Raw genomic sequence first — 25,136 nt, forward strand, 5'->3', positions numbered from 1 at the left:
AGGCGCTCTGGGCGGATCCAACAGTGTCCGGTCACTCTTTGGATTGGCTGCATCACAACGGATGACGAGATGCTCGGACGAACTTTAGCGGCTGCCCTTGCAATTGCGTTTTCGTTCTCGCCTTTGCATGCGCAACCACAGCATCGTTTACCGGGCGGCTACAAATGGGGCCGCTGCTTGCTCGTTGTTGACGGTCAGACTCGCATCTCCGGAAGATGCTCCTATCAAATCGAGACTGGCGGCGATTTTAATATCCAGGGGCCTCGGCAGGTTTTTGCCGGTATCGACTACCCTGATACGCATAGTGGCGCTGGTGAAATGTCGAAAGATTACTGGGCGGTTGTCTACAAGGACGGTGATGTGTGGGCGGGCTATGCGAACTCCGACATTCGCGCAACGCACGGCGATGAACGTTGGCAAGAGCTTCGCCGCGAAGGCGCCTGCTATATTGGGAAGGACGTCCGGATTTGCCTTTGGCGTTAAGCCAGTTCCGGCTTCATGCCCATGGCGGTCCGATCGACGATCTCGCGCAAGGCAAACGACGAATTGATCTTGGTCACATGCGGCATCGCGGACAGCCATTCCTTGTGGATGCGCTCATAGTCGACAAGGTCCTTGGCCGCGATGCGCAGGATGTAGTCGTATTCGCCCGACATCAGGTGGCAGGACAGCACATTCGGGCAGCGCTTGATCGCCGCCTCGAAATCCGACAGCGTCTTTTCGAACTGTCCCGACAGCGATATATGCACGATCGCTGTCATCTGGTGGCCGAGCGCGGCATTCGAAAGCCGGGCGTGATAGCCGCGAATGGTCCCGGATTTCTCCAGATTGTCGAGGCGACGAGAACAGGCCGATTGCGACAGCCCGACCCTTTCGGCGAGCGCCGCATTGGGTATGCGCCCATCCTTCTGTAAAGTCTCGAGAATGGCGATATCAATCCTGTCGAGCGGCATTTTTCGTGATTCCTGCGAAAATCATGCGATTTGGCGCAACGATTATCGAAACAGGCGATCCCACGCAAGCGCATTCGCAAACACCTGCGCAACGATTCGTGGTTCACTGAGTTCATACAGGGAACGAGCCCCAAGGGCCGGATCAGGAGAAGACGATGCGCGTCGGTTGCCCCAAGGAAATCAAGAACCACGAATACCGCGTCGGCATGACGCCGGGCTCGGTCCGCGAATATGTCGCGCATGGCCATGAGGTATTGGTCGAGACCGGCGCCGGCGCCGGCATCGGCGCCGATGACAATGCCTATCGCGCCGCCGGCGCCACCATTGCCAAGACCGCCGCCGACGTGTTCGCCAAGTCCGACATGATCGTCAAGGTCAAGGAGCCGCAGCCCAATGAATGGGCGCAGCTGCGCGACGGTCAGATCCTTTACACCTATCTTCACCTGGCTCCGGATCCGGAACAGACCAAGGGTCTTCTCGCCTCCGGCGTCACGGCAATCGCCTACGAGACGGTAACCGACGACCGCGGCGGCCTGCCGCTCCTGGCGCCGATGTCGGAAGTCGCCGGCCGCCTGTCGATCCAGGCCGGCGCCACCGCGTTGCAAAAGGCCAATGGCGGCCGCGGCGTGCTGCTCGGCGGCGTGCCCGGCGTGCTGCCCGGCAAGGTCACCGTGCTTGGCGGCGGCGTCGTCGGCCTGCATGCCGCCCGCATGGCGGTCGGCCTTGGCGCCGATGTCACCATCATCGACCGCTCGATCCCGCGTCTGCGCCAGCTCGACGACCTCTTTACCGGCCGCGTCCATACCCGTTATTCCACTGTCGAGGCGCTGGAAGAAGAATGCTTCTCCGCCGACATCGTCGTCGGCGCGGTGCTCATCCCGGGCGCGGCTGCACCCAAGCTGGTGACTCGCGAAATGCTGTCGGGCATGAAGAAGGGCTCGGTGCTGGTCGACGTCGCCATCGACCAGGGCGGCTGCTTCGAGACCTCGCACGCCACCACCCATGCCGAGCCGACCTATGAGGTCGATGGCGTCATCCATTATTGCGTCGCCAACATGCCAGGCGCCGTGCCTGTCACCTCGGCGCACGCGCTCAACAACGCGACGCTGCATTATGGCCTGCAGCTGGCCGACAAGGGCCTGAAGGCGCTGGTCGACGACCATCATCTGCGCAACGGTCTCAATGTCCACAGGGGCAAGATCACCAATCGCGCTGTCGCCGAAGCGCTCGGCTATGAGCTGGTCGAACCGAAGGCGGTTCTGGCCGCCTGACCAGACTTCAAGACGTTTCTGCCTCCTCACCCGCCGGTCATTCCGGCGGGCTTTTTCTTGGCGCGGAATAGAGCGGGCAACAAAAAAGCGGAGCCAAAGCCCCGCTTCCTCAGTCGTCGAGATTCCCGCCGGTTCATCCGCGGTCGGCAAATCCATCGACACTCATTTTCTACAGGACGAATGCGACGGGAGTGCGACAACTCTCAACCGGCTACGGCTGCGCGCGCCGCCGTGTTCGCGACGATCGGCGGCGCTGTGTGAAGTGCTTCACATCGGGCATTCGAAAAACCTGCGCAGACAGAGCGGCCAACTTGACGGCGCGTGCCGTCACACGGTTCCCAACTGCCCGCCAGACCACCGGCGGGCATCTTTTTGCCTTGCCGTCACGCGCGCTCGATGCGGCACTGATAGCAATTGTTTCGCGCCGAGCGGATATGGACATAGGCGATGTCGTCGCGCTCAAACAGCGTCTCTGCCCGCGCCAGGATGGCCTCCGTAGGAATGACACCGCCGCTGCCATAGACAATGCGGTCATCTGCTCCATAGCCGCGCACGATATAGTCGCTGCTCTCAAGCATGTCTGGAAGCGCTTCAGCCTCGGCTGCGCGTTCGCATTCGTCAGCATGCAGGAAGATTGGCCCGGTCTCGGCGTAAGGCTGCAACGCCGGAAACGGCCGGTAAGCCAGGATCAGATAGCCCTCGCCAGCCGAGACATTGCTTAGGCAATGCCGGCACGGCACGCCGTCGCCGCCGGAAATCCTGCGCTCGGGCGTCTGCCCGTAGGCGTCCGGCCCGCCGCGCTGCAGCGCTCTCACATCTTCCGTCGGCAAGGCTTTGAACAGAACGGTCATGGCTGAATCTCCGGTGTCGCTGACCGGAAAGTATGCCGCCACGCAGGTGCTTCCCACCCGATTCCTGCCAAGGCTGTGAGACCGCCGGCAGCCCGGCTATTTCAAGCCGGGCTGCTTCAATATCGGTCGCGTCAGTGTGGGCGTCACCATGGCAAAGGCGGCCAGAAGCGCCGACGAACAGATGGTTCAGTTTTCGGAGAGAGATTACGGCCGCATGACGCTGGCCGAGCGCTCGGAAAACGGCAGCGGATGCACGGTCTCCTTCTTTTGCGCCACCGGCGCAAAACCGAGCTTCTGGTAGAGCGGCAAGGCGGCCGGATGATCGAGCGTGCAGGTCTGAACCGTCACGCGCTTCGGGCCGTAGGACCAAGCGGCGGCGATCGCCGCGCCCAGGAACCAACGGCCTATGCCTTGCCCGGTCGCATGCTCCATCATGCCGAAATAAGCGAGCTCGACTTCCTCAGGCAGATGCGGCTTGAGGTCGAAAAAACCCGACGGCGCGCCGTCGAGATAAAGCACCCTGATATCGCGGTCCTCGCGGTGGATGCCGGCGGCAAGCTCGTCGTCGTCCAGCCGCAGCACATTGACCCAGTGCCATTTGCGCCCGACGCGATCCATCAGATAGCGGTAGAAGTGCAGTGGAATGTCCTTGGTCTTCAACAGCGCGACCTGCTTGTTGTAGGGCACGGGCGGCGAATAGGCCGGCGGCACGTGCATTTCCAGAAACGTCACCGTAACTTCGATGTCTTCCAGCGCACCGTTTTCCATCGCCATCATTCCTTGCCCGTTGCAACGGGCGTATCGGATAATCCGCCCCATTCCGTCCATGAGCCGTCATAGAGCCGATTGTCGGTGTGGCCGAGCGTCTCCAGCGCCAGCGTGACCACAGCCGCCGTTATGCCGGAGCCGCAAGAGGTGACGACAGGTTTCGACAGGTCGATGCCGGCATCTTCAATGGCCTTGCGCAGTTGATCCTTCGACAACAGCGCGCCATCTTGCGACAGCGCCGAATAAGGCACATTGCGCGCGCCAGGCATGTGGCCGGAACGCACACCCGCGCGAGGCTCTGGCTCGACCCCGGTAAAGCGGCCGGCGCCACGGGCATCCGCTATCTGGCTCTCTTTCGTTTCGACGATGCGGCGCATGTCGGCAAGGCTGGCGACGCGGACGGCGTCGAAATCGGCATGAAACACATTTGGCGCGATCTTGGTTGGTTCCGCCGTCACTGGCCCGCCCGCCGCCTTCCAGCGGTCGAAGCCGCCGTCCAGCACATAGACCTGGAACACGCCCATGACACGGAACATCCACCAGGCGCGCGGCGCCGAAAAGAAGCCCGGACCGTCATAGACGACAATGGTGTCGTCGGCCGAAATGCCCATCGTGCCGACATACTGCGCGAAATGCTGTGGCGAAGGCAGCGTATGCGGCAGCTTGGCATCCGGGTCCGAGGCCGCATCGTGGTCGAAGAAACGGGCGCCCGGAATATGCGCCGCCTCATACTCGGCGCGCGCGTCGCGCTTCTGTGCCGGCAGATACCAGGACGCATCGACAATCGTCAGGCCGGGTTCGCCAAGACGGCTCTGCAACCAGTCCGCATCGACGGTGAAAGGGCTGTCATCGGCCATTGTTGTTCTCCTGCTTCGTCTTTGGCAGCATGCTAATTCCAATTGTTTTCGCATTTTATGGCGAGTACGGATTGATGGTTATGATCTGGGGTGGGTGGGGTCAAGAATCCTGGCATGAGCAGTCTTCTGTTTTCCCGTATCCCCAGCAATCCGCTTTCGCTTGGGCTTGTTTGCAACTTCATTGCGCACTATCCACCGTTCGACGGTTACGAATTTGGCCTGATGGTCAAGACGCTACGCTATCAGTTGGACCAGCAAACCCACATGATCGGGTCGATCGACGACGCCATCGTCGCCTATGTAGGCTGGATCCAAACCAGCCGCGAGATAGCGGAGGCCTGGGCGACGAATGGCGGGCCACTCAACCCCTTTCCCGGCGGCGATGCCACCGCCGTGACGGTGCTGGCGACGCGGTCTTCGTCCCACATCCTGCCGATGATCAAAGAAGCCAAGCGCATCAACCTGGACAAATCGGTATTCTGGAAGCGCGACTTCATCGACAACCGCGGCTCGGTCAAGCGTGCCGTCCGCAAGCGTGACGTCTGATGGATACGGCCGGCTCCGCCGAGGCGCTGACGCAAGAGATCCTCATCCGGCTGGACGACCGCTATGCCGCAATGTTCGTGCGCATCTGGCAGCCCGCCGGTACCCCGCGCGCAACCGTGTTCTGCCTGCATGGCTTTACCGGCAACGGTGCCGACTTTGATTACCTCGCCACCTTCCTGTGCCGTAACGGCTTCCTGGTGATCTGTCCCGACCTGTTGGGACGCGGGCGCAGCGCCTATCTGGGTTCGGGATATGACATCAACGTCTACTCCAAATGCCTGCTTGCGCTAGGCGACTTCGCCGGCACGGAGAACCACTTCATCGGCACTTCGTGGGGCGGCACGATTTTGCTGCTGTTTCTGCAGATGACTCGCTCCAAGGCCGCTAGAATCGTTCTCAACGACGTACCCATGCTAGGCGGACCAAGAGTCGACGCGATGAGACACGAAGTCCTCAGAGAAAGTACGCTTGCATTCGAAACCCGCGCAGCAGCCAAGGATTATCTGAGCGCCACCAGAGCCGTCACAGGCCCTGTCGAGGACGCAGTGTTCAATCGCTATGTCGAGAACAGGATCGCAGCCGGCCCCAATGGCTTCCGGCTCGCCTATGACCCGGCCACGACGGGAAATTTCGCCGCCCTGACCGGCCGCGAATACGATCTGTTCCCAATCGCCGCCCGAATCGACGCCCGCATCCTGCTGATGTACAGCCGTGGCAGCCAGGTCATTGACAGGCAAGCCATCGACCGCACGCGGCTGACACGGCCTGACCTGTGGCTTGTCGACAATATCGACGCGGGCGATCCTCCGTCATTGATGACACTGGACCAGGCACTGCTCATCCTGGGGTTCCTGTCTGCCGTCTGAAAATTTGGCGTGTAGTGGTGAGGTTGGTTCCGGAAATGCATTTCGACGATCTATACAGCGAGTATATCGCCGCGACATATGATCGCCAAAGCTCTGCAGAAAACCCAGCTAAAATCCTGATTTGCACGACTCCGCGAACGGCGGGCCACTCCTATTGTCAGGTCTTGCAGCAGTTGGGTCTGGGAATACCCACGGAGTATTTCCAGTGGCAGTATGCCTTGCCGCTGATGAGACGGTGGTCGGCCGACGACAGCATGGACCTTGAAAAGCTCAATCAGCTGGCGCCCGCCTATGGTAGCCGTCTCCTGGCAAAAAGGACTGAGAACGGCGTATTCGCCGCCAAGATCTTCTTCGAAAACCTGCCATTCGCGCGCAGTTCAATCGGCGATGACGACGGCAACTCGTTCTATGTCTTCCTCTCCAGGAGAAACAAGATCGATCAGACCATAAGCCTGCTCTCGATGCTGCATACGGGACAGCCGTTCGACAGCCAGGAGACACTGGCTGGAGTTCCCATGGTGACAACTCTGAGCGAAAAGGTTGTCAAGGATGTCGCGCTGCACATTCTCGATAGCGAAATCAGGTGGAAAAATTATCTGAACACTGTTGATCGCCGCAGAGTGGCCCACGTCTGCTATGAGGACTTTGTAGCGAACCAGCAAGAAGACGTTTCCGCCACAATGAGCAACTGGTTCCCGGGCTTCGAGCCGAAATCAAAGGCCATATCGGCGAGCACGCGCTATGCGCATGATGTCGAATTCAAGACCATGATCAAAAGGCAATTTGGGGACTACCTCCGCCGGTTCTGGCAGGACCATATCTGACTTGGCGTTTCATCGGCGCGAAACACTGACGGAAGACCCCTGCGCTGGACGCAATGCGAGCGCGTAGTCGAACCGAATCACATCGTCGGTACGGCTGAAAGCGAACTGCCGCACGATGGCGAGGACCGCCTCCCTGACTTCCAGCCGGCCGAGACGCGCGCCACCGCACATGCGCGGTCCGGTAAGGAAGGGAATAAAGGCCCGTCGATCAAAGCTGTTCTCGAGGAATTCCCTGCGGCTGGAGTCGAAGATATGCGGGTTTGACCAGAAAGCCGGATTCTGGTGCACGCCGATGATCGATACCATGATCAGTTGCCCAGCATAGAGGTTCTGGCCGTCGAGAACCGTATCGGCGCCGACCTCCCGGGTCAGAAACGGTATCGGCGGGAAATAACGCATCGTCTCGTTGATAATGCAATCGATGTACGGCGTCTGCGCAGCGCCCGAGAGAACCTCTGCGTGGATACGCTCCTGCACCTTCTGGTTCGCCCCCAGTCGGTCGGCCACCCAAAGCGCGGTTGTCACCGTTGTCTCAACGCCAGCGAAGAAGTTCATGACGAACTCCTCGACCGGCGAGAAGCCTTCGACATCTGTGGCTTCGCTTCTAAAGCGGTCCATCTCCGCAGCGGCGCGGGGATCCGCCATCAGCAGCGATGCGAAATCGGCGACCACCGCGCGAGCGTCCTGGATGGCGTTCCCACGTTCTGCGGTCGTCGGCGTCACCCAGGAATAGTATTGGAGACGCCTCAGTACGTCGCGTACCCTGTCGAGCAGCAAAAGCGTCGCCGCCATATCAGGAACAAGGCCGAAAGCCCGATAAAATATCGTCATCGACGCGGCGAACAACGCTTGCTGGATGGCTGGCAACGTAGCGTCGCTATTGGACAGACAGGCGGCGAAGATTTCCGCCACGGAATGCTGCTGCGCCGGCCTGGCGGCCGCCAAGTATGTATCCTGGGTAATGGCGCGCCGGACAGACCAGTCCTCATCATTGGTGTTGAAGCGGCTGAAACCCAGCGCCGAGATCAGGGAGAAGTTCTTTCGAAAGAGCTCCGGCGCTTTGACGATGACGTCGACCGCCTCGGGATTGTCGAAGACAGTCAGATTGCCGAGATCTCGGGCTCTCCCGTTCGGCCCCACCTGCCCGCTCTGGGCGAAAAGCGCATAGACAAGGTTGTTGAGCACGCTTTCGATTTGCGCTGGATTGTCCACCAAACCCCCTGTCAGCCGCGGCTCGGTCAGCCCCAACGCGACGCTTACCACATCTGTCCAGCGGCGCTACCGGGCACCGTGGCAAGGCCGCAACACCATCCTATAAAATTGCTGGCCGGACTTGCTGCAATGTCCCGTTAGGTTATGTCTGTAATGCTGGGTTTTAGGGCAAGATTCTGGGCGGGGTTAAGTAAATGCGGGCTAAGGCACCGGGTAAACTATTGGCGACTGTCGCGGCATCCGCCGCTTCTGTGACTTCGGCGGGCGTGATGTCCGCGCATGCAGAAGATGCGAAGGTCATGGACCCGTCGGTCATCGATTCGCGCGTCAAAATCGCCTTCGAGGGCGCGTTCTTTCAAAACAACGTCCATGAGGACGACAAGACCGGCGGAACCGACAAGCTTGGAAACAGCAACGGTGACTTCTCAGGTTCGATCGCGCTGACCAAGCAGATTTCGTCGGACATGGATTGGCGCCTTGCAGGTGCGTTTCACTTGGGCAAGAACCGTTCTTGGGAAGAGAGTGGCCAGATACCAGAAGGCTTTTTGACCATAGGCTACGGCGACGACTACAATTTCCAGGCGATCGATTTCGACGTCGGCAAGCACGTCAAGGTTCAGGCCGCCGATATCCGCTTCTTTGGCGGTCTGCGCCTGGTGCATTCGGATGAAAGAGTTGTTGTCTCCGAAAGCTTCAACCCGGATAATCCAGCCGACAAGGGCGGCACCGTCGACAAGATAGGATCGTCGGAATATTGGGGCATTGGCCCGCGTGTCGGCGCCGAGGCGTACTACCCGCTGAACGAAACCTGGGGGCTGACAGGCGCTGTTTCCGGCTCCGTCATGTGGGGCCGCCGTGAAAACCGCGCCGGATTCAACTACGACTTCACAACGGGTCAACAGGGCTCTATCCCGTTGGGGAGCGAGTCCAAGAGCCAGACAGTGACAAATCTCGACGCCTCTGCCGGCCTGAGCTGGATGCCCCTTGAAGGTGCGACCTTTACGGCAGGCTACAAGATCGAGCAGTGGCACAATCTGCTTCTCAATGCGGACAGCACCACGCAGACCTTCCACGGCCCGTTCCTTCGTCTCGAAGTCAAAATGTGATCGTAGTAACCCGCACGCGGTGAGCTTGGACGCGATGTTCGAAGCCAGGATCGCGGTCAACGGCAGCGTCAAATTGCACTACACGGCGGCGGGCTCCGGCCCGCCGATCGTTTTTCTGCACGGCTTTCCCGATCACGGAATGGGTTGGCGCCGGCAGATGCAAGCGCTTTGCGGCCGCTACCGGGTGATTGCGCCGGACCTGCGGGGCTTCGGACAAAGCGATGCGCCACAGGGCCACGGCAATTATGTGCTGACGAACCTAATCAACGACGTGCTGGCCGTTCTCGCCGCTGAAAAGCTGACCCAGGCTGCCATTGTCGGCCATGACTGGGGCGGGATCATCGCGTGGTGGCTGGCTATGCGCGTACCGCAGGTCGTGCGCCATCTCGTCCTGCTGTCGACGCCTCACCCCCGCAACCATCTGCGTGCTATTGCCGATCCGGTCAATGCCGAGATCACCGGATATATACGTCGCTTCCAGGTCCCGGGCGCCGCCCAGATGCTGGATATCGACGAACTTGCCACCTGGGTCAGCGATCCGCAGGACAGGCAGGCTTTGGTCGATTCGCTCAGGCAATCCGATCCGGAAGCGATGCTGGGCTACTACAGGGCCAACATTCCGCTTGGCAGAGTGCCGGATCTGGGCCAACTGCCTTTGGTCAAGGCGCCGACCCTTGTGCTATTCGGCACCGACGACCCCTATGTTCCGGCCAGTGCTTTCGATGGCACCTTCCGTGAGGTCGACAATGTGACCGCGTTGATAGCCCTGCCCGGCGCCGGTCATTTCATCCACCATCAGGCAGCCAGGTTCGTCACCGAGCAGATCGAAGCGTGGGTGGAGCGACCACTGTCCAGCTTCCGACACCTTGGGTAAGCAAGCGTTTCAGGACCGCCTCAGCAATTATAGACTGGGCCTATCTGGCCTTAATTCGCCATTATCGGTCCGAAGCGAATGCGAAAACGCCGGTTCTCGCGCCCCTTCTTCTCGATCTTGCCGATATGGATCTCGCCGACTTCGCCGGTGCTTTTGACATGGGTACCGCCGCAGGGCTGGCTGTCGACCGAAGCATTGTCGCCGATGCAGACCAGGCGGATCTTGCCGGTGCCGACCGGCGGCCGGACATTCTTGGATTTCACCAGGCCCGGATTGGCCGCCAGTTCCTCGTCGGTGATCAGCCTGATGAAGATTGGATGATCGGCACGCACCAGTTCCATCAGCCTGGCGGTAACATCTTCCTTGGTGAAGCCGGCTTCCGGGGCGTCGAAATCGACACGGCTGTCATCCTCGGAAACCGCAGCCCCGGTGATCGGAAACGGACAGACGACGGTGAGCAGGTGGCAGGCAGCGTGCATGCGCATCAGCAGATGCCGCCGCTCCCAATCGATGGCGAGTTTCACCCGCTCGCCGATTTCGGGCACGGCCTGCTCCGGCGCGGGCACATGGATGATTTCGTCCTTGGTCTCGCCGGTGATTGTAGCTGATATGGCGATGCGGTTGCCGTCGGCGCGCTCCAGCGCGCCAGTGTCCCCCGGCTGGCCGCCCGATGTGGCGTAGAAGATCGTCCGATCGAGAATGATGCCGCCACGCTCATTGATCGCGACCACCGTGGCTTCGGCCGCCTTCAAATAGGCGTCGTCACGAAACAGCGCTTCGGTCATGTGCGCCATCAGACGACCTTCTCGTACGGCACCGGAATTGTGCTGCGCTCGTCCATCCAGCCCGGCACCGGCAGGTTCTTCTCGCGCAGGAATTCCGGGTTGAACAGCTTCGACTGGTAGCGCGTGCCGTAGTCGGCAAGGATGGTCACGATGGTGTGGCCCGGACCAAGCTCACGCGCCAACCGGATCGCACCGGCAATGTTGATGCCGGTCGAACCGCCGACGCACAGGCCTTCTTCCTGGATCAGGTCGAAGACGATCGGCAGCGCTTCCTCATCCGGCACCTGGAACGAGAAGTCCGGTGTGAACCCTTCGAGATTTGCCGTGATGCGCCCCTGCCCTATGCCTTCGGTGATCGAGTTGCCGTCAGACCTCAATTCGCCGCTGGTGTAGAAGGAGTAAAGTGCGGCGCCGAGCGGATCGGCGAGCGCGATCTTGACGCCCTTGCTTTTGGCCTTCAGCCCGAAGGCGACGCCGGCCAGCGTTCCGCCCGACCCGACTGCCGACACGAAGCCGTCGACCTTGCCGTGGGTCTGCGCCCAGATCTCTTCCGCCGTGGTGCGGATGTGGCCATCGCGGTTGGCGACATTGTCGAACTGGTTCGCCCAGATCGCGCCATTCGGCTCCGAGCGTGCCATCTGCTCAGCCAGCCGTCCCGACAGTTTCACGTAATTGTTGGGGTTCTTGTAAGGCACCGCCGGCACTTCGATCAGCTCCGCGCCGAGCAGCTTGATCGTATCCTTCTTCTCCTGACTCTGCGTGTCGGGAATGACGATCACGGTGCGATAGCCCAGCGCCTTGGCGACCAGCGTCAGGCCAATGCCGGTATTGCCGGCCGTACCTTCGACGATGACGCCGCCCGGCTTCAACAGCCCCCGCTGTTCGGCGTCGCGGATGATGAACAGGCCAGCGCGGTCCTTGACCGATTGCCCCGGATTCATAAACTCGGCCTTGCCCAGAATCTCACAGCCGGTTGCTTCCGAGGCCTTGTTGAGGCGGATCAGGGGCGTGTTGCCGATCGCTTCGATCACAGAACGGGGCATTCGGGATTCCTTCATGTAGCTGCGGCGAGACCCTAGAAACCCGAAGCTTGCGTTTCAAGGCAAGAATTCGCCTGGTCCAGTCGCATTTCGGGTACTGCAATCTCCTGCCGCCGGATGACGCGCGATGACGATCATTTCACCCCTATGCGGAAAAGCGCTCTTTTCATTCGATTTTTTCACCGCTAGAGCACTAATGACAGATCGGCAGGGCGCAGAATGACACTTTACCGGGCCAACCCGAAGCACGGCGTCGCCTGGATCACCGGCGGCAGCAGCGGCATCGGCCGCGCTCTGGCCAAGGATCTTGCGGCAAAGGGCTTTGCCGTCGCGGTGAGCGCGCTCGACGAGCATCCGATCGACTCGCTCATCGTCGAGACGGCACAGATGCCGGGACGCGTGGTTGCCTACCCTTGCGACGTCACCGACGAGCCGCGCATGGCAAGCACCGTGGCGGCGATCGAAAAGGATCTTGGCCCGATTGTGCTCGCCGTCTTCAACGCCGGCAACTACATCGCCACGCCCGGCGAAGACCTCAGGGTCCGCGATTTTCGCCAGTCCTTCGAGGTCAACTATTTCGGCATCATCAATGGTCTCGTCCCGCTGATGGAGCGCATGCGCATCCGCGCGCGGGGTCATATTGTGCTCGTCGGATCGGTTACCGCCTATTTCGGCTGGCCGACCACGGCCGCCTATGGCGGCTCGAAAGCGGCGATCAACATCCTGGCAGAGTCGCTGAAATACGATTTCGACAAGATGAATGTCCGCGTCCAAGTGATGAATCCGGGCTTCATCGACACACCGCTGACCGAAAAGAACATGCTGCCGATGCCGGGACTGATGCCGGTCAACCGCGCCTCGCGACGCATGCTGCGCGGCATCGAAACCGGCGGCTTCGAGGTCACCTTCCCGCGCCGATTGAGCTGGGGGCTGAAGCTGCTGGCGCTTCTGCCCAGGCCGGTTATCCGCTGGTTCATCAGCACGGCGACCCGCTGGACAGGCCGGCCACTGAATTTCGATCGCAAGCCGCCGAACGAATAACTGTCCACAGGCCGGCTGTTGCCCGGGCGCAGCTGCCGCCATAGGTTGAAATTTGTTGCGTGGAGTCTGCGATGGGGCGACGGATCGTGCTTGCGGTGCTGGGGGTCGTTGTCATCCTTATCCTGGCCTTCCTCCTTGGTCCGCGCGTTCCCGTCGACACCACGATCCGTTTCGATCCCAAAGTGATCGGCGACGATCCGCAGGCCTATCTGGCGCGCGAAGAGGCTGCCGTTCCCAATATCCGCGACGGGCTGGAGAAGGAAATCATCTGGGCCGATCCGATGGTTCACGCGAGGACGCCGCTGGCAGTCGTCTACATCCATGGCTTCTCGGCATCGAAGGGCGAGGTTCGCCCGCTGGCCGACGAGGTCGCCGACCAGCTCGACGCCAACCTTTTCTACACCCGCCTCACCGGCCATGGGCAGGACGGCGCCGCAATGGCGCAAGGCAGCGTCAATGCCTGGATCAACGACTATGAGGAGGCGCTCGCCATCGGCCGAGCGATCGGCGACAAGGTGATCGTCATCGGCACCTCGACCGGCGGATCGCTGGCGGCATGGGCGGCGACCGAGCCTGGCGCGTCGGTGGGCGTCGCCGCCATCGCGTTCATCTCGCCGAATTTCGGCGTCAGGGCCTCCGGCGCCGAACTCTTGACCATGCCGTGGGGCAAGCAGATTGCCGAACTCGTCGGCGGCAAGGAGCGCAGCTTTCCGACCCGCAATGCGCTGCACGCGAAACTCTGGACCCATACTTATCCGATGGCCGCCGTAGTGCCGATGGCGGCGTTGACCGAGCTCGCTTACGCGACCCCGGTAGAAAAAGCGACGATACCGGCCCTGTTCATCTTCTCGGATTCGGACTCAGTCGTGCGCCAAGACCGCACCCGCGAAATCGCCGGCCGCTGGGGCGCACCGCACGAACTGGTGCCGGTCGACGACAATGGCGATCCCGACAACCACGTCATTGCCGGCGACGCGCTGTCGCCATCGACCACGGCCTTCCTGGCGCAGCGGGTTGTCGTTTGGGTGAAGGCAATTACCGAGTAGCCACAAACAAAAAGACGGCCGAAGCGTTGCTCCGGCCGTCCTCATTTCTACAGTCAGCAATCAAGCCAGCTCTCGACGAGCTTGGCCTATTGTCCGATCAGGCAGCCCGCGCCGCGGGGCGCTTGCCGCCGAAGCGGCGCTTGTTGTTGCCCTTGAACGGCTTGGCGCCTTCCGGCTTGCGCTCGCCGGCACCTGCAAAGGCCGGCTTGTCGCCGAAGCGCTTCTTGCCGAAGCCATTGTTCTGGCCACCGGGCCGCCTGCCGTCGCGACGGCCATTGCGGTCGTTGCGATCGTTCGCGGGTTCGAAGCGCTCGTTCTTTTCAGCCGGATTGCGCGCCGGATCGGGGCTGCCGAGATGGTCGGCAACGATCGGCAGCTTGCTGCGGATAATACGCTCGACCTGGCGCAGCTTGCTGTTTTCGGAAGGATCGCAAAGCGTGATCGCGATGCCGTCCATGCCGTTGCGGCCGGTGCGGCCGATCCGGTGGACGTAGCTTTCCGCTTCGTCCGGCAGGTCGAAATTCACCACATGGCTGATGCCGGGCACGTCGATACCGCGTGCCGCGATATCGGTCGCGACCAGAATGCGCACCGAACCCTCGCGAAAATCGTTGAGCGCCTTCTGGCGGGCGTTCTGCGACTTGTTGCCGTGGATGACGGCGGCCTTGAAGCCGTCGCGCTCGAGGTCCTTGGTCACCCGGTCGGCGCCATGCTTGGTGCGCGAAAAGATGATGACAGACTTCATCGCCGCGTCGGCGAGCATCGTCGACAGCACCTGGCGCTTCTGCTTGGTGCGGGCAAAGACGACGCCCTGCACGATCTCGGCCGCCGCGGTGCTCTGCGGCGCCACTTCGACACGGATCGGGTTCTTCAACAGGCCCTTCGCCAGTTCGGCGATTTCATTGGGCATGGTGGCAGAGAACAGCACCGTCTGACGGTCGGGCGCGGTCGCCTTGGCGATGCGCTTGACGTCATTGATGAAGCCCATGTCGAGCATGCGGTCGCCCTCGTCCAGCACCAGCCATTTGGTATCGGAGAGGATGAGGTCGCCCTCGCGCACCAGGTCGGTCAGACGGCCGGGCGTGGCAATCAGGATGTCGACGCCGGGAGCAACCTTCTTCACCTGGCTGAAGCGCGAAACGCCGCCAAGCACGAGTGCGGTCGAGACATGCGCGCCCTTAGCGAGGATCTTGATGGTGTCCTCGATCTGCACGGCGAGTTCGCGCGTCGGCGCCAGGATCAGCGCACGGGTGGTCTTGGCCCGACGCTTTGTGCCGAGCGCGATGATCTTGGACAGGATCGGCAGCGCGAAGGCAGCGGTCTTGCCGGAGCCGGTCTGGGCGATGCCGAAGATATCACGGCCTTCCATCTGCGGCGGGATCGCCTGCATCTGGATCGGCTTCGGCTCGGTGAAGCCGGCGCCAAGGGTCGCCTTAAGCAGAGCGCCGGTAATTCCAAGTGCTGCGAAACCGGTGAGTTCCGCAGTGTTGCCAGTCACAGTGTTGCTACCGGTCGAGGTGTTTTCGTTGGTCAAAATAGTCTTCTTTCACGCGGCCTGCGGCCGCAAACATCGATGGCGGCAGGGCGCAACCTGCCGTCGATAAATTTGATATGAAACGACAAGGCGGGCGGACGGTAACGTCCACTCGGCTGCGCTGTCGTGCCCGCAGGCATCATGCCACGGGGCTTTTCCGCCACCTTGCCGTTCAAACGGAAAGAGGGAAAACAGACGCAACCAGTCTCATTCGTCGAGAAGGCCGGAATCTCCCGGCCCAAGCGCCTATGGGCTGCATATGGCTGAGTTCGCTCCGGAATGCAAGGGGCACTATGTTGCAGTGCAACAAATCTGATCAGAGACCGGCCGTAAATGACCGCTCAAACCTCGTCGGGCCATTTCCGGGCGCCATGTTGGACAAACAGAATTTCTATCTGAGTTTCCTTCACCCGATACGCAACGATGTAGGGCGTGCCAGGGATAACCAGTTCACGCGTGCCCCTGATCTCACCAACTCGGCCGATAAACGGATTGGCTGATAACAGGCGCGCGGTCTTTGAGTGAATCTCATTGACGACCCTGGCAGCGGCCCGCGGATTATGTTGGCCAATGTAGTCGCCGATTGATGCAAGTTCGATCAGATAGTGTCGGGTCCAGACAATTCGCACCGAGGCTCATGCCTGGCTGTACTTGTTGAGGACCGTAGCGATCTCTTCTTCGCTAGCAAAGTCGCTACGGTCGGCGGCCTCTATTCCCGCCTGAACGCCTGCGATCCACTTTTCTTGCCACGCCAGCGAACGCCCATGGGATAGGGCATCCTCAATGATCTGACCGCGCGTCAGCGTTGAGCGCGAGGTCAGCATCTCGATCCGTCGGTTCAGGTCCTCGGATATTTCTACGTTGTTCTTCATAGGCTTATTCTGCCATATCTGGCGAATGCCTGCCAAGAAGTATCGCGCATAGGGGACCGAGCGATGAAGGACGTGCTGAAGGAACTCGAGCGCCGCCGCGACATCGCCCGCTTGGGTGGAGGCAAGGCGCGCATCGATGCCCAGCACAAGAAGGGCAAGCTCACCGCCCGCGAACGCATCGAGGTTTTTCTCGACGAAGGCTCGTTCGAGGAGTTCGACATGTATGTCGAGCACCGCTCGACCGATTTCGGCATGGAAAAAACCAAGATCGCCGGCGATGGCGTCGTCACCGGCTGGGGTACGGTCAACGGCCGTCCAGTCTACCTCTTCGCCAAGGATTTTACCGTGTTCGGCGGTTCGCTGTCGGAGGCGCACGCCGAGAAGGTCATCAAGGTGCAGGAGATGGCGCTGCGCAACCGCGCGCCGATCATCGGCCTCTACGATGCCGGCGGCGCCCGCATCCAGGAAGGCGTGGCGGCCCTTGGCGGCTATGCCGAAATTTTTCAGCGCAACGTGCTGGCCTCCGGCGTCATCCCGCAGATCTCCGTGATCATGGGCCCCTGCGCCGGCGGCGACGTCTATTCACCGGCCATGACCGACTTCATTTTCATGGTCCGCGACACCTCCTACATGTTCGTCACCGGGCCGGATGTGGTGAAGACCGTCACCAACGAGACAGTGACGGCCGAGAGTCTTGGCGGCGCTTCCGTCCACACGACAAAGTCCTCGATCGCCGACGGCGCCTATGACAATGACGTCGAAGCGCTCTTGCAGATGCGCCGGCTGGTCGATCTTTTGCCGGCATCCAACACGTCGGAGCTTCCCGAGATCGAATGCTACCAGTCGGTCACGGACCACGACATGTCGCTCGATCGGCTGATCCCGGATAACGCCAACAAACCCTATGATATCAAGGAATTGATCCTCAAAGTTGCCGACGAAGGCGATTTCTTCGAGATCCAGCAGAGCTTTGCCAAGAACATCGTCACCGGCTTCGGCCGCGTCGAGGGCCGTACCGTCGGCTTCGTCGCCAACCAGCCGATGGTGCTGGCCGGCGTGCTCGATTCCGACGCAAGCCGCAAGGCGGCGCGCTTCGTGCGCTTCTGCGACTGTTTTTCCATCCCGATCGTCACCTTCGTCGATGTTCCGGGCTTCCTGCCCGGCACCGCTCAGGAGTATGGCGGCCTGATCAAGCACGGCGCCAAACTGCTCTTCGCCTACGCCGAAGCGACCGTGCCGAAGATCACTGTCATCACCCGCAAAGCCTATGGCGGCGCCTATGACGTGATGGCGTCAAAACATCTGCGCGGCGACATGAACTATGCCTGGCCGACGGCGCAGATCGCGGTGATGGGGGCCAGGGGCGCGGTCGAGATCATCTACCGCAAGGACATTGGCGATGCCGAAAAGATCGCAGCCCATACAAAGGCTTACGAGGATCGATTCCTGTCGCCTTTCGTCGCAGCCGAACGCGGCTATGTCGACGAGGTGATCATGCCGCATTCCACTCGCCGCCGCATCGCGCGGGCGCTGCGCATGCTGCGCAACAAGGACATGCAGAACCCCTGGAAGAAGCACGACAACATCCCGCTGTAGTACTTCCCGACAAACTGCGCGACGCCTACTCCTCTTCCGCCGCCCCAAACCCGGCATCCGTGGTGGCGCTGGAAGCGCTTGCCCAGGGCGTCGCGTGGTTGTCGATGCGCATCTGGAAGATGAAATAGGTCGGCGAGCAGAAGCCGATGCCTTTCACCTTGGCCGCACCCGGCGTGTCCGACGGCAGAGATTGGCACATATAGTCCTCGCGGCAGAAATGATCGGCCGAGCAGGCCGGCCGGTTGCCGCGATTGACTGCGCCGCCAAGGCACTGGTCGAAATTGTTGGTCGCCACGCAGGTGTCGAACTTTTTTCCGCCGACCAACCCGCAGATTTCCGACGGCATCGGCTTGCCGGCCTTGAAGGCGGCAAAGCTGCGGTCCTTGTCGTCGCAAGCGCGGTAGGCGATGCCTGCCGGCACGCCGATCTTCGGCGGTCGGCAAGTATAGGCGATCCTCGAAAAGGTCGGTGCGAAGGCGGCGAACTGGCCGGTGATCTTATACCGGTCGTTGAAAGGCTGGGATGGATTGCTAGCGATCGAGCCGGTCAGGCAGGGATGGCCGGAAAACATCTTTGGGCTGTCCTTGGGCAGCAGACACTGCGCCAGCGTCGTGCGCACGCCTGAAGCTGTCGCCAGTGGCGTGCAAACGGTGCCGCCGCCGCATTGCCAAGTCGCGCCGAAGCGTTTTGCATCGTCCGGCATCAGGCACGGCATCGCCATTTCGGCCGGCGTGTAGTCGACGTCGCCGGCATCAGTCCATGCGGCAGGCGGTGCGAAGGATAGCGGCCGGTACCGGTTCGGCTCCTTGCCGTCCTGCTCCGCGCGCAGCCATGCCTCGCGGCGCGGGATCTCGGCATGGAGATGCGGCGAGATGCCGACCTCGATGCGGTTAAGCAGCGACGTCGTCCTGTCGTCGAGGCCGATGAAATGAAAACCGGCGGTAGAGCCTGCCTGATGACAGCCCTGGCAGGCGCCATTGTCCAGCCGCTCGACCAGCGCCTCAGGCGTGCGCACCAGTTTCAGCGGCGCATAGTCGAGGCCGGCGAAATCCGCAGGCGCAAACAGCGGCGTGAACGGATGGTTGGCCTGTCTTGCGCTGCCGAAGGTCGACCACGAGATCACCTTCTTCGCCAAAAATTCGTCGGGGATTTCGTAGACGCCGAGATCGACCGACGCGACATTGGCGCTGACATAGTCGGCTAGCCTCTTCTTCAGCGCCGCATCGGCCGAGAGCCGCGCTGTGTCAGGCGTGTTCTCCAGCGGCTTCTCGCTGACAGCTGCGCCATCGATGCCAAAAATCCGCATGAGGTAGGCAGCCTGCCCGCCGAACTCGGTCTCCTGGCCTGAGGGAAAGCGCACGACTTGCGCGTTGAGCTCCAACTGCTTGAAGGTGAGTTCCTCCGGTGCCAGCGGACCGCCGGCCAGCCAGCCGGCATCGACGTTTTCGTCGAGCTGCGGCGTCCAGCGCCCGGCAACGCCGACACAGTCGCCATCGGCATCCGGCGCCACGCTGTAGACGGCGTTGAAGTTGAACGGCAGGCGCGAGGCCAGGACCTTGCCGTTCTTGCGAAAACTATATGCCAGGCGATAGATGAAGCGCACCTCGCCGCAGCTCTTGTCGCCTTTGAGCGCCGCGAAATCACGCCGGTCGAGCCGGTTGACGACACCGACCAGCCGGAAGCGTGCGGCCTCGGTCTTCAGCCAGCGCATGTCCATGATGCGGCCGACATTGCCGTCGGTCACCTCATAGAGCGTGCGCCCGCCGGCCTTCATCTCCGCACGCAGCGCCGCAATATCGGCGGCCACCATGTCGACAACGGCACGGTAGGCCGGCGACTCGCTGTAGAGCGTCTTCAAATCGTCCGCGCCATCGACGGCGAAACTCCCGGCGAAACCAAAGCCCTTGGCATCGAGAGCGGCGAGCACGGCCGGATCGTCGATGATTGTCACCGGCTGGTCGGCGCGCGCGCCGTGCGTTGCGAACAACGCGATGATGGCCGCAATGACGAACGCGAACGGCCTCATCCGATCGGCGCCTTCTGCCGTGCTTCGACCAGTCCGCGCAGCACCGACACCAGCGCCACCGGCAGATCCTCGGCGATCAGCCCTGGTCCCAAGTAGCTACCGGCTTCGGCATGGATCCAGACCGCGGCGCAGGCAGCCTCCAAAGCCGGCATGCCTTGCGCCAAGAAACCCGCGATGATGCCTGCCAGCACGTCACCCGACCCAGCCGTGGCCAGCCATGGCGCGCCGTTGCTATTGATCGCCGCCCGACCATCGGGCGCCGCGATCACCGTGTCTGCGCCCTTGTAGATGACGGTGGCGTTGGCGCGCGCCGCCGCCACACGCGCCTTGGCAAGCTTGGACAAGCTTTTGTCATCAGCGATGTCGGGAAACAGTCGGCCGAACTCGCCCTCATGCGGCGTCATGACCAGTGCTGGCGCATCCGGCCTGCTGGCTGCCTCGAACAGCGTCGAGGCCGCGTTGCGGAAGGACGTGATACCGTCGGCATCGAGCACCAGCCCCTCGACACCACCCGCTTGCCGATTTCTGGCGAGCACGGCGAGGGCGAAATCGCGCGACTTGTCACCGACACCGAAGCCCGGGCCAAGGACAAAGCTCGACGACCGGCGATCGCCGAGAAAGTCGTGCACATCCGCGATAGCATCGGTCTTGCGCAGCATGATCGAGGTCAGATGCGCGGCATTGACCTGCATGGCATTGGCGGGCGACAGCACGGTTACTGCCCCTGCCCCGCTTCGTGCCGCGGCAAGTGCGGCCAACCGCGCCGCGCCCGTCGCCGACGGTCCGCCGGAGAAGACGCCGACATGGCCGCGTTTGTATTTGTGCGCATCGACCGCCGGCACCAGCAACGCCTCAAGCCAAAACGCCGGCTTGTTTTCGAATGTGCGCGGCGCGACCTGCGCGATGATCTCGTCGCCAATGCCGATGTTGGCGACGACGATCTCGCCGCATCGCTCACGGCCAGGTAGCAGCAGATGCCCCGGCTTCTTGCGCGCGAAGGTGACGGTGATGTCGGCACGAAATGACGTGCCGAGGATATCGCCGCTGTCACCGGAAACACCTGAAGGCAAATCGACGGCAACGACAGACAGCCCGGCGGTAATATTCACAGCGCGTGCGCTCGCTCCCGAGAGGTCCTTGGACAGCCCCGCCCCATAGAGAGCATCGATGATCAACGAGCCCGGCTCGGCGACAAAAGCCGCCAGGGGCCGACGCTCCAGCAAACATTCGGCCGCGGCGGTCGCGGCATCGCTGCCTGCCCTCGGTTCGCCTGACACCCAGAGCGTGACATCGACACCGCTTTTCCCAAGCAACCGCGCCACCACATAACCGTCGCCGCCATTGTTGCCGGGGCCGCACAGTACATGCACGCGGCTGGCTGCGGGATAGCGTGCCAGCACCACTGCAGCGACCGCTTCGCCGGCGCGCTGCATCAGGCCATAGCCGTCGAGCGGACCGGCCGCGATTGCCAGCCGATCGGCCTCTGCCATCTCGGCCGGCGACAGAACTTCGTTGCTCATGAATTGCCGATCCGTATTTCGCTCAAGGCCTCTTTGTCCCGGTCGAGCATTGTCTAGTTTCCGGTTCGAAGCAAACGGCCAGGTGCTGAATTGGCGTGCGGCCAATGCTCTCGCAGACTGTTGCCGCGGATCCGCGCGCGCCCACAAAATGCGCGACCTGCCTAATTATCGTGCAGACGCCCGAAGCGGCGATGTGTAGGCTCAAGGCAGCTTTGACGCAGCCGAAGCAGCGGATGACGCGAATGTGCATCCCGGCCCGGCGTGGCATTGGAATTGCGCGAAACCGCTTCTTGTGGCCTGAAATTGGCACAGTTCGTGCTTGATCGAGGCGCAAGCGGGGCGCACAACCCGTCTTTTTGGCAGTGGAGGCAACTTTTTACATGAAAAAGATCGAAGCGATCATCAAGCCGTTCAAACTAGACGAAGTGAAGGAAGCGCTTCAGGAGGCAGGGCTGCAAGGCATCACCGTGACCGAAGCCAAGGGTTTCGGCCGCCAGAAAGGCCATACCGAACTCTATCGCGGCGCCGAATATGTCGTCGACTTCCTGCCCAAGGTGAAGATCGAAGTCGTGCTTGGCGACGACGCCGTCGAAGGCGCCATCGAAGCCATCCGCAAGGCGGCGCAGACCGGCCGCATCGGCGACGGCAAGATCTTCGTCTCCAACATCGAGGAAGTCGTTCGTATCCGCACCGGCGAAACGGGTATGGACGCCGTCTGAGCTTTCTGATTTCAGATTAACGTCTCCTCGAAACGTTCATCACACAGGGAAGAAACGACATGACGACAGCCAAAGACATCATGAAGCAGATCAAGGACAACGACGTGAAATTCGTCGACCTGCGCTTCACCGATCCGAAGGGCAAGCTGCAGCACGTGACGATGGATGTCATCGAGGTCGAGGAAGACATGTTCGCCGACGGCGTCATGTTCGACGGCTCCTCGATCGCCGGCTGGAAGGCGATCAACGAGTCCGACATGGTGCTGATGCCCGATGCGGATACCGTCCACATGGACCCGTTCTTCGCTCAGTCGACCATGGTCATCCTGTGCGACATTCTCGATCCGGTCTCTGGCGAATCCTACAACCGCGACCCGCGCGGCACCGCCAAGAAGGCCGAGGCCTACATGAAGGCCGAAGGTATCGGCGACACCATCTATGTCGGCCCCGAAGCCGAGTTCTTCGTCTTCGACGACGTCAAGTACAAGGCCGATCCCTACAACACCGGCTTCAGGCTGGACTCCACCGAACTGCCGTCCAACGACGACACCGACTATGAAACCGGTAATCTCGGCCACCGCCCGCGTATCAAGGGCGGCTATTTCCCGGTGCCGCCGATCGACAGCGCGCAGGACATGCGCTCCGAAATGCTGACTGTGCTGGCCGAAATGGGCGTGCGCGTCGAAAAGCACCATCACGAGGTGGCTGCCGCCCAGCACGAACTCGGCATCAAGTTCGACACGCTGGTCCGCAACGCCGACAAGATGCTGATCTACAAATACGTCGTGCACCAGGTCGCCAACGCCTACGGCAAGACGGCCACCTTCATGCCGAAGCCGATCTTCGGCGACAATGGTTCGGGCATGCACGTCCACCAGTCGATCTGGAAGGGCGGCAAGCCGACCTTCGCCGGCAACGAATATGCCGGCCTGTCGGAAAGCTGCCTGTTCTACATCGGCGGCATCATCAAGCACGCCAAGGCGATCAACGCCTTCACCAACCCGCTGACCAACTCCTACAAGCGCCTGGTGCCTGGCTATGAAGCGCCGGTGCTGCTCGCCTATTCCGCGCGTAACCGTTCAGCTTCCTGCCGCATCCCGTTCGGCTCGTCGCCGAAGGCCAAGCGCGTCGAGGTCCGCTTCCCCGATCCGGGCGCGAACCCCTACCTCGCCTTCGCCGCCATGCTGATGGCCGGCCTCGACGGCATCAAGAACAAGATCCACCCGGGACAGCCGATGGACAAGGATCTCTACGACCTGCCGCCGAAGGAGTTGAAAAAGATCCCGACCGTCTGCGGCTCGCTGCGCGAAGCCCTGCAGAGCCTCGACAAGGACCGCGGCTTCCTGAAGGCCGGCGGCGTCTTCGACGACGACCAGATCGACTCTTACATCGAGCTCAAGATGGCCGAAGTGATGCGCTTCGAAATGACCCCGCATCCAGTCGAATACGATATGTACTATTCGGTCTGAGCGATCGTTTCAGAGACAATGAAAAACCCCGGCGTCAGTTCACGACGCCGGGGTTTTGTTTTTGAGCGGCGCAGGCACTCAAGCCTGCGCTGCGGCGAATGCTCAAGCCGCGGCCGAAACCTGGGAGCTGGTCGAAACCTCCGCGATCGTCTTCAGGATCTGCGAGGCGATCTGGTAGGGGTCGCCCTGCGAGTTCGGGCGGCGGTCTTCCAGATAGCCCTTGTAGTCATTGTTGACGAAGGAATGCGGCACGCGGATCGAGGCGCCGCGGTCGGCAATGCCGTAGCTGAATCGGTTCCACGGCGCGGTCTCGTGCTTGCCGGTCAGGCGCTTGTCGTTGTCCGGGCCGTAGACGGCGATGTGGTCCATCAGGTTCTTGTCGAATTGAGCCATCAGCGCTTCGAAATAGGCCTTGCCACCGACTTCGCGCATATAGGCGGTCGAGAAGTTGGCGTGCATGCCCGAGCCGTTCCAGTCGGTGTCGCCGAGCGGCTTGCAGTGGTACTCGATGTCGATCTCGTACTTTTCGGTCAGGCGCTGCAAGAGATAGCGGGCCATCCACATCTGGTCGGCGGCCTTCTTGGAACCCTTTCCGAAGATCTGGAATTCCCACTGGCCCTTCGCCACTTCGGCGTTGATGCCTTCATGGTTGATGCCGGCGGCGAGGCACTGGTCGAGATGTTCCTCGACGATCTGGCGCGCGACCGGACCGACATTCGAATAGCCGACGCCGGTGTAGTACGGGCCCTGCGGCGCCGGATAGCCGCTCTCGGGAAAGCCGAGCGGACGGCCGTCCTTGTAGAAGAAATACTCCTGCTCGAAGCCGAACCAGGCGCCTTCATCGTCGAGGATGGTGGCGCGCTTGTTGGACACGTGCGGAGTCACGCCATCCGGCATCATCACTTCGCACATCACCAGCACGCCATTGGTGCGGGCCGGATCGGGGAACACGGCGACCGGCTTCAGGACGCAGTCGGAGCTGTGGCCTTCGGCCTGCTGCGTCGAGGAGCCGTCAAAGCCCCACAGCGGCAGCTGCTCGAGCGTCGGGAACTCGGCGAACTCCTTGATCTGGGTCTTGCCGCGAAGATTGGGGACCGGGGTGTATCCATCGAGCCAGATATACTCGAGCTTGTATTTCGTCATTCTAGAAGCCTCTCGTTGCTTGTTCACCGAAGCTGGACCGCCGGCGCATGCACCGAACCATCCGGCAGGCCGGCTGCCGGTCGATAAAATGCAAGTCATGTGCCATTTCCGCTGCGCGGGGTGCGTCAAAAATGCCCATTCGCCCCGACGATCCGACCAAGCCGCCTAACCAATGCGTCGGGATCGATCAAAAGCGAAATATGCTTAAATAACAGGC

General features: G+C 61.5%; 25 protein-coding genes. 12 read left to right on the plus strand and 13 right to left on the minus strand.

What is annotated here, in order from left to right; translation table 11 throughout:
* Positions 1-69: 69 nt before the first annotated feature.
* Positions 70-483, plus strand: coding sequence for a hypothetical protein (locus ACWGTO_RS12645; RefSeq protein WP_454575186.1), 414 nt, complete (start codon positions 70-72; stop codon positions 481-483).
* Here ACWGTO_RS12645 and ACWGTO_RS12650 read toward each other — a convergent pair.
* Positions 480-953, minus strand: a complete 474-nt coding sequence (locus tag ACWGTO_RS12650) for an Lrp/AsnC family transcriptional regulator (protein ID WP_112395099.1) — start codon at positions 951-953, stop codon at positions 480-482. The two genes, ACWGTO_RS12645 and ACWGTO_RS12650, sit on opposite strands and share 4 nt — an antisense overlap.
* Positions 954-1,108: 155 nt before the next feature.
* On the opposite strand from ACWGTO_RS12650, the gene ald reads away from it, so the two are divergent.
* Positions 1,109-2,224 (plus strand): alanine dehydrogenase, encoded by a 1,116-nt coding sequence (gene ald / locus ACWGTO_RS12655; protein ID WP_454575187.1) that lies wholly within the window; start codon positions 1,109-1,111, stop codon positions 2,222-2,224.
* A gap of 383 nt (positions 2,225-2,607) precedes the next feature.
* On the opposite strand, the gene ACWGTO_RS12660 is transcribed toward ald, so the two are convergent.
* The 3 genes from ACWGTO_RS12660 to sseA all read right to left on the minus strand — a co-directional run bounded on the left by ACWGTO_RS12660 (position 2,608) and on the right by sseA (position 4,700).
* Positions 2,608-3,075 (minus strand): DUF1203 domain-containing protein, encoded by a 468-nt coding sequence (locus ACWGTO_RS12660; RefSeq protein ID WP_454575188.1) that lies wholly within the window; start codon positions 3,073-3,075, stop codon positions 2,608-2,610.
* 204 nt (positions 3,076-3,279) lie between these two features.
* Complete coding sequence (locus ACWGTO_RS12665; protein ID WP_454575189.1) at positions 3,280-3,843, minus strand: GNAT family N-acetyltransferase; 564 nt, start codon at positions 3,841-3,843, stop codon at positions 3,280-3,282.
* Positions 3,844-3,848: 5 nt separating this feature from the next.
* Entirely contained in the window at positions 3,849-4,700 is an 852-nt protein-coding gene (sseA, locus tag ACWGTO_RS12670; RefSeq protein WP_454575190.1) for a 3-mercaptopyruvate sulfurtransferase, read from the minus strand.
* Positions 4,701-4,814: 114 nt separating this feature from the next.
* Between sseA and ACWGTO_RS12675 the strand changes: the two genes are divergently transcribed.
* From ACWGTO_RS12675 to ACWGTO_RS12685, 3 genes are read left to right on the plus strand one after another with little or no spacing between them, the layout of a single operon-like run.
* Positions 4,815-5,246, plus strand: coding sequence for a hypothetical protein (locus tag ACWGTO_RS12675; RefSeq protein WP_454575191.1), 432 nt, complete (start codon positions 4,815-4,817; stop codon positions 5,244-5,246).
* On the plus strand, positions 5,246-6,112 hold the full coding sequence (locus ACWGTO_RS12680) for an alpha/beta hydrolase (RefSeq protein ID WP_454575192.1): 867 nt from the start codon (positions 5,246-5,248) through the stop codon (positions 6,110-6,112). The genes ACWGTO_RS12675 and ACWGTO_RS12680 overlap by 1 nt, the downstream gene beginning before the upstream one ends.
* A gap of 35 nt (positions 6,113-6,147) precedes the next feature.
* Positions 6,148-6,936, plus strand: coding sequence for a Stf0 family sulfotransferase (locus ACWGTO_RS12685; protein ID WP_454575193.1), 789 nt, complete (start codon positions 6,148-6,150; stop codon positions 6,934-6,936).
* 9 nt (positions 6,937-6,945) lie between these two features.
* Here the strand turns inward: ACWGTO_RS12685 and ACWGTO_RS12690 are convergent, their stop codons facing one another.
* Entirely contained in the window at positions 6,946-8,148 is a 1,203-nt protein-coding gene (locus tag ACWGTO_RS12690) for a cytochrome P450 (RefSeq protein WP_454575194.1), read from the minus strand.
* Positions 8,149-8,417: 269 nt separating this feature from the next.
* Between ACWGTO_RS12690 and ACWGTO_RS12695 the strand changes: the two genes are divergently transcribed.
* Both ACWGTO_RS12695 and ACWGTO_RS12700 read left to right on the plus strand, forming a co-directional pair.
* Positions 8,418-9,254, plus strand: coding sequence for an Lpg1974 family pore-forming outer membrane protein (locus ACWGTO_RS12695; protein WP_454575195.1), 837 nt, complete (start codon positions 8,418-8,420; stop codon positions 9,252-9,254).
* 34 nt (positions 9,255-9,288) lie between these two features.
* Positions 9,289-10,128, plus strand: coding sequence for an alpha/beta fold hydrolase (locus tag ACWGTO_RS12700; protein ID WP_454575196.1), 840 nt, complete (start codon positions 9,289-9,291; stop codon positions 10,126-10,128).
* A 50-nt stretch (positions 10,129-10,178) separates the two neighbouring features.
* Here the strand turns inward: ACWGTO_RS12700 and ACWGTO_RS12705 are convergent, their stop codons facing one another.
* Entirely contained in the window at positions 10,179-10,922 is a 744-nt protein-coding gene (locus ACWGTO_RS12705; protein ID WP_454575197.1) for an alanyl-tRNA editing protein, read from the minus strand.
* Positions 10,922-11,956 carry a cysteine synthase A gene (locus tag ACWGTO_RS12710; protein ID WP_454575198.1) on the minus strand — a complete coding sequence of 345 codons (1,035 nt, stop codon included), beginning with the start codon at positions 11,954-11,956 and terminating at the stop codon, positions 10,922-10,924. Before ACWGTO_RS12710 ends, ACWGTO_RS12705 begins: the two co-directional genes overlap by 1 nt.
* 216 nt (positions 11,957-12,172) lie before the next feature.
* Here ACWGTO_RS12710 and ACWGTO_RS12715 point away from each other — a divergent pair, with 216 nt between their 5' ends.
* Both ACWGTO_RS12715 and ACWGTO_RS12720 read left to right on the plus strand, forming a co-directional pair.
* Positions 12,173-12,994 (plus strand): SDR family oxidoreductase, encoded by an 822-nt coding sequence (locus ACWGTO_RS12715; RefSeq protein ID WP_454575199.1) that lies wholly within the window; start codon positions 12,173-12,175, stop codon positions 12,992-12,994.
* 71 nt (positions 12,995-13,065) lie between these two features.
* Entirely contained in the window at positions 13,066-14,040 is a 975-nt protein-coding gene (locus ACWGTO_RS12720) for an alpha/beta hydrolase (RefSeq protein ID WP_454575200.1), read from the plus strand.
* 97 nt (positions 14,041-14,137) lie between these two features.
* Here the strand turns inward: ACWGTO_RS12720 and ACWGTO_RS12725 are convergent, their stop codons facing one another.
* The 3 genes from ACWGTO_RS12725 to ACWGTO_RS12735 all read right to left on the minus strand — a co-directional run bounded on the left by ACWGTO_RS12725 (position 14,138) and on the right by ACWGTO_RS12735 (position 16,446).
* Complete coding sequence (locus ACWGTO_RS12725; protein ID WP_454575201.1) at positions 14,138-15,574, minus strand: DEAD/DEAH box helicase; 1,437 nt, start codon at positions 15,572-15,574, stop codon at positions 14,138-14,140.
* Between the two features lie 341 nt (positions 15,575-15,915).
* Complete coding sequence (locus tag ACWGTO_RS12730) at positions 15,916-16,203, minus strand: type II toxin-antitoxin system RelE/ParE family toxin (RefSeq protein ID WP_454575202.1); 288 nt, start codon at positions 16,201-16,203, stop codon at positions 15,916-15,918.
* Positions 16,204-16,209: 6 nt separating this feature from the next.
* Positions 16,210-16,446, minus strand: a complete 237-nt coding sequence (locus ACWGTO_RS12735; RefSeq protein ID WP_454575203.1) for a transcriptional regulator — start codon at positions 16,444-16,446, stop codon at positions 16,210-16,212.
* A gap of 63 nt (positions 16,447-16,509) precedes the next feature.
* Between ACWGTO_RS12735 and ACWGTO_RS12740 the strand changes: the two genes are divergently transcribed.
* Positions 16,510-18,042 (plus strand): acyl-CoA carboxylase subunit beta, encoded by a 1,533-nt coding sequence (locus ACWGTO_RS12740; RefSeq protein ID WP_454575204.1) that lies wholly within the window; start codon positions 16,510-16,512, stop codon positions 18,040-18,042.
* A gap of 25 nt (positions 18,043-18,067) precedes the next feature.
* Here the strand turns inward: ACWGTO_RS12740 and ACWGTO_RS12745 are convergent, their stop codons facing one another.
* Both ACWGTO_RS12745 and ACWGTO_RS12750 read right to left on the minus strand, forming a co-directional pair.
* Positions 18,068-20,068 carry a hypothetical protein gene (locus tag ACWGTO_RS12745; protein ID WP_454575205.1) on the minus strand — a complete coding sequence of 667 codons (2,001 nt, stop codon included), beginning with the start codon at positions 20,066-20,068 and terminating at the stop codon, positions 18,068-18,070.
* Positions 20,065-21,588 carry an NAD(P)H-hydrate dehydratase gene (locus ACWGTO_RS12750; protein ID WP_454575206.1) on the minus strand — a complete coding sequence of 508 codons (1,524 nt, stop codon included), beginning with the start codon at positions 21,586-21,588 and terminating at the stop codon, positions 20,065-20,067. Before ACWGTO_RS12750 ends, ACWGTO_RS12745 begins: the two co-directional genes overlap by 4 nt.
* Before the next feature lie 380 nt (positions 21,589-21,968).
* Between ACWGTO_RS12750 and ACWGTO_RS12755 the strand changes: the two genes are divergently transcribed.
* Positions 21,969-22,307, plus strand: coding sequence for a P-II family nitrogen regulator (locus tag ACWGTO_RS12755; protein ID WP_006205430.1), 339 nt, complete (start codon positions 21,969-21,971; stop codon positions 22,305-22,307).
* 59 nt (positions 22,308-22,366) lie between these two features.
* Complete coding sequence (gene glnA / locus ACWGTO_RS12760; protein WP_454575207.1) at positions 22,367-23,776, plus strand: type I glutamate--ammonia ligase; 1,410 nt, start codon at positions 22,367-22,369, stop codon at positions 23,774-23,776.
* A gap of 102 nt (positions 23,777-23,878) precedes the next feature.
* Here glnA and ACWGTO_RS12765 read toward each other — a convergent pair whose 3' ends face one another.
* Complete coding sequence (locus ACWGTO_RS12765; protein ID WP_454575208.1) at positions 23,879-24,919, minus strand: glutamine synthetase beta-grasp domain-containing protein; 1,041 nt, start codon at positions 24,917-24,919, stop codon at positions 23,879-23,881.
* Positions 24,920-25,136: the final 217 nt, after the last annotated feature.

The sequence above is a fragment of the Mesorhizobium sp. PL10 genome (assembly GCF_053714315.1).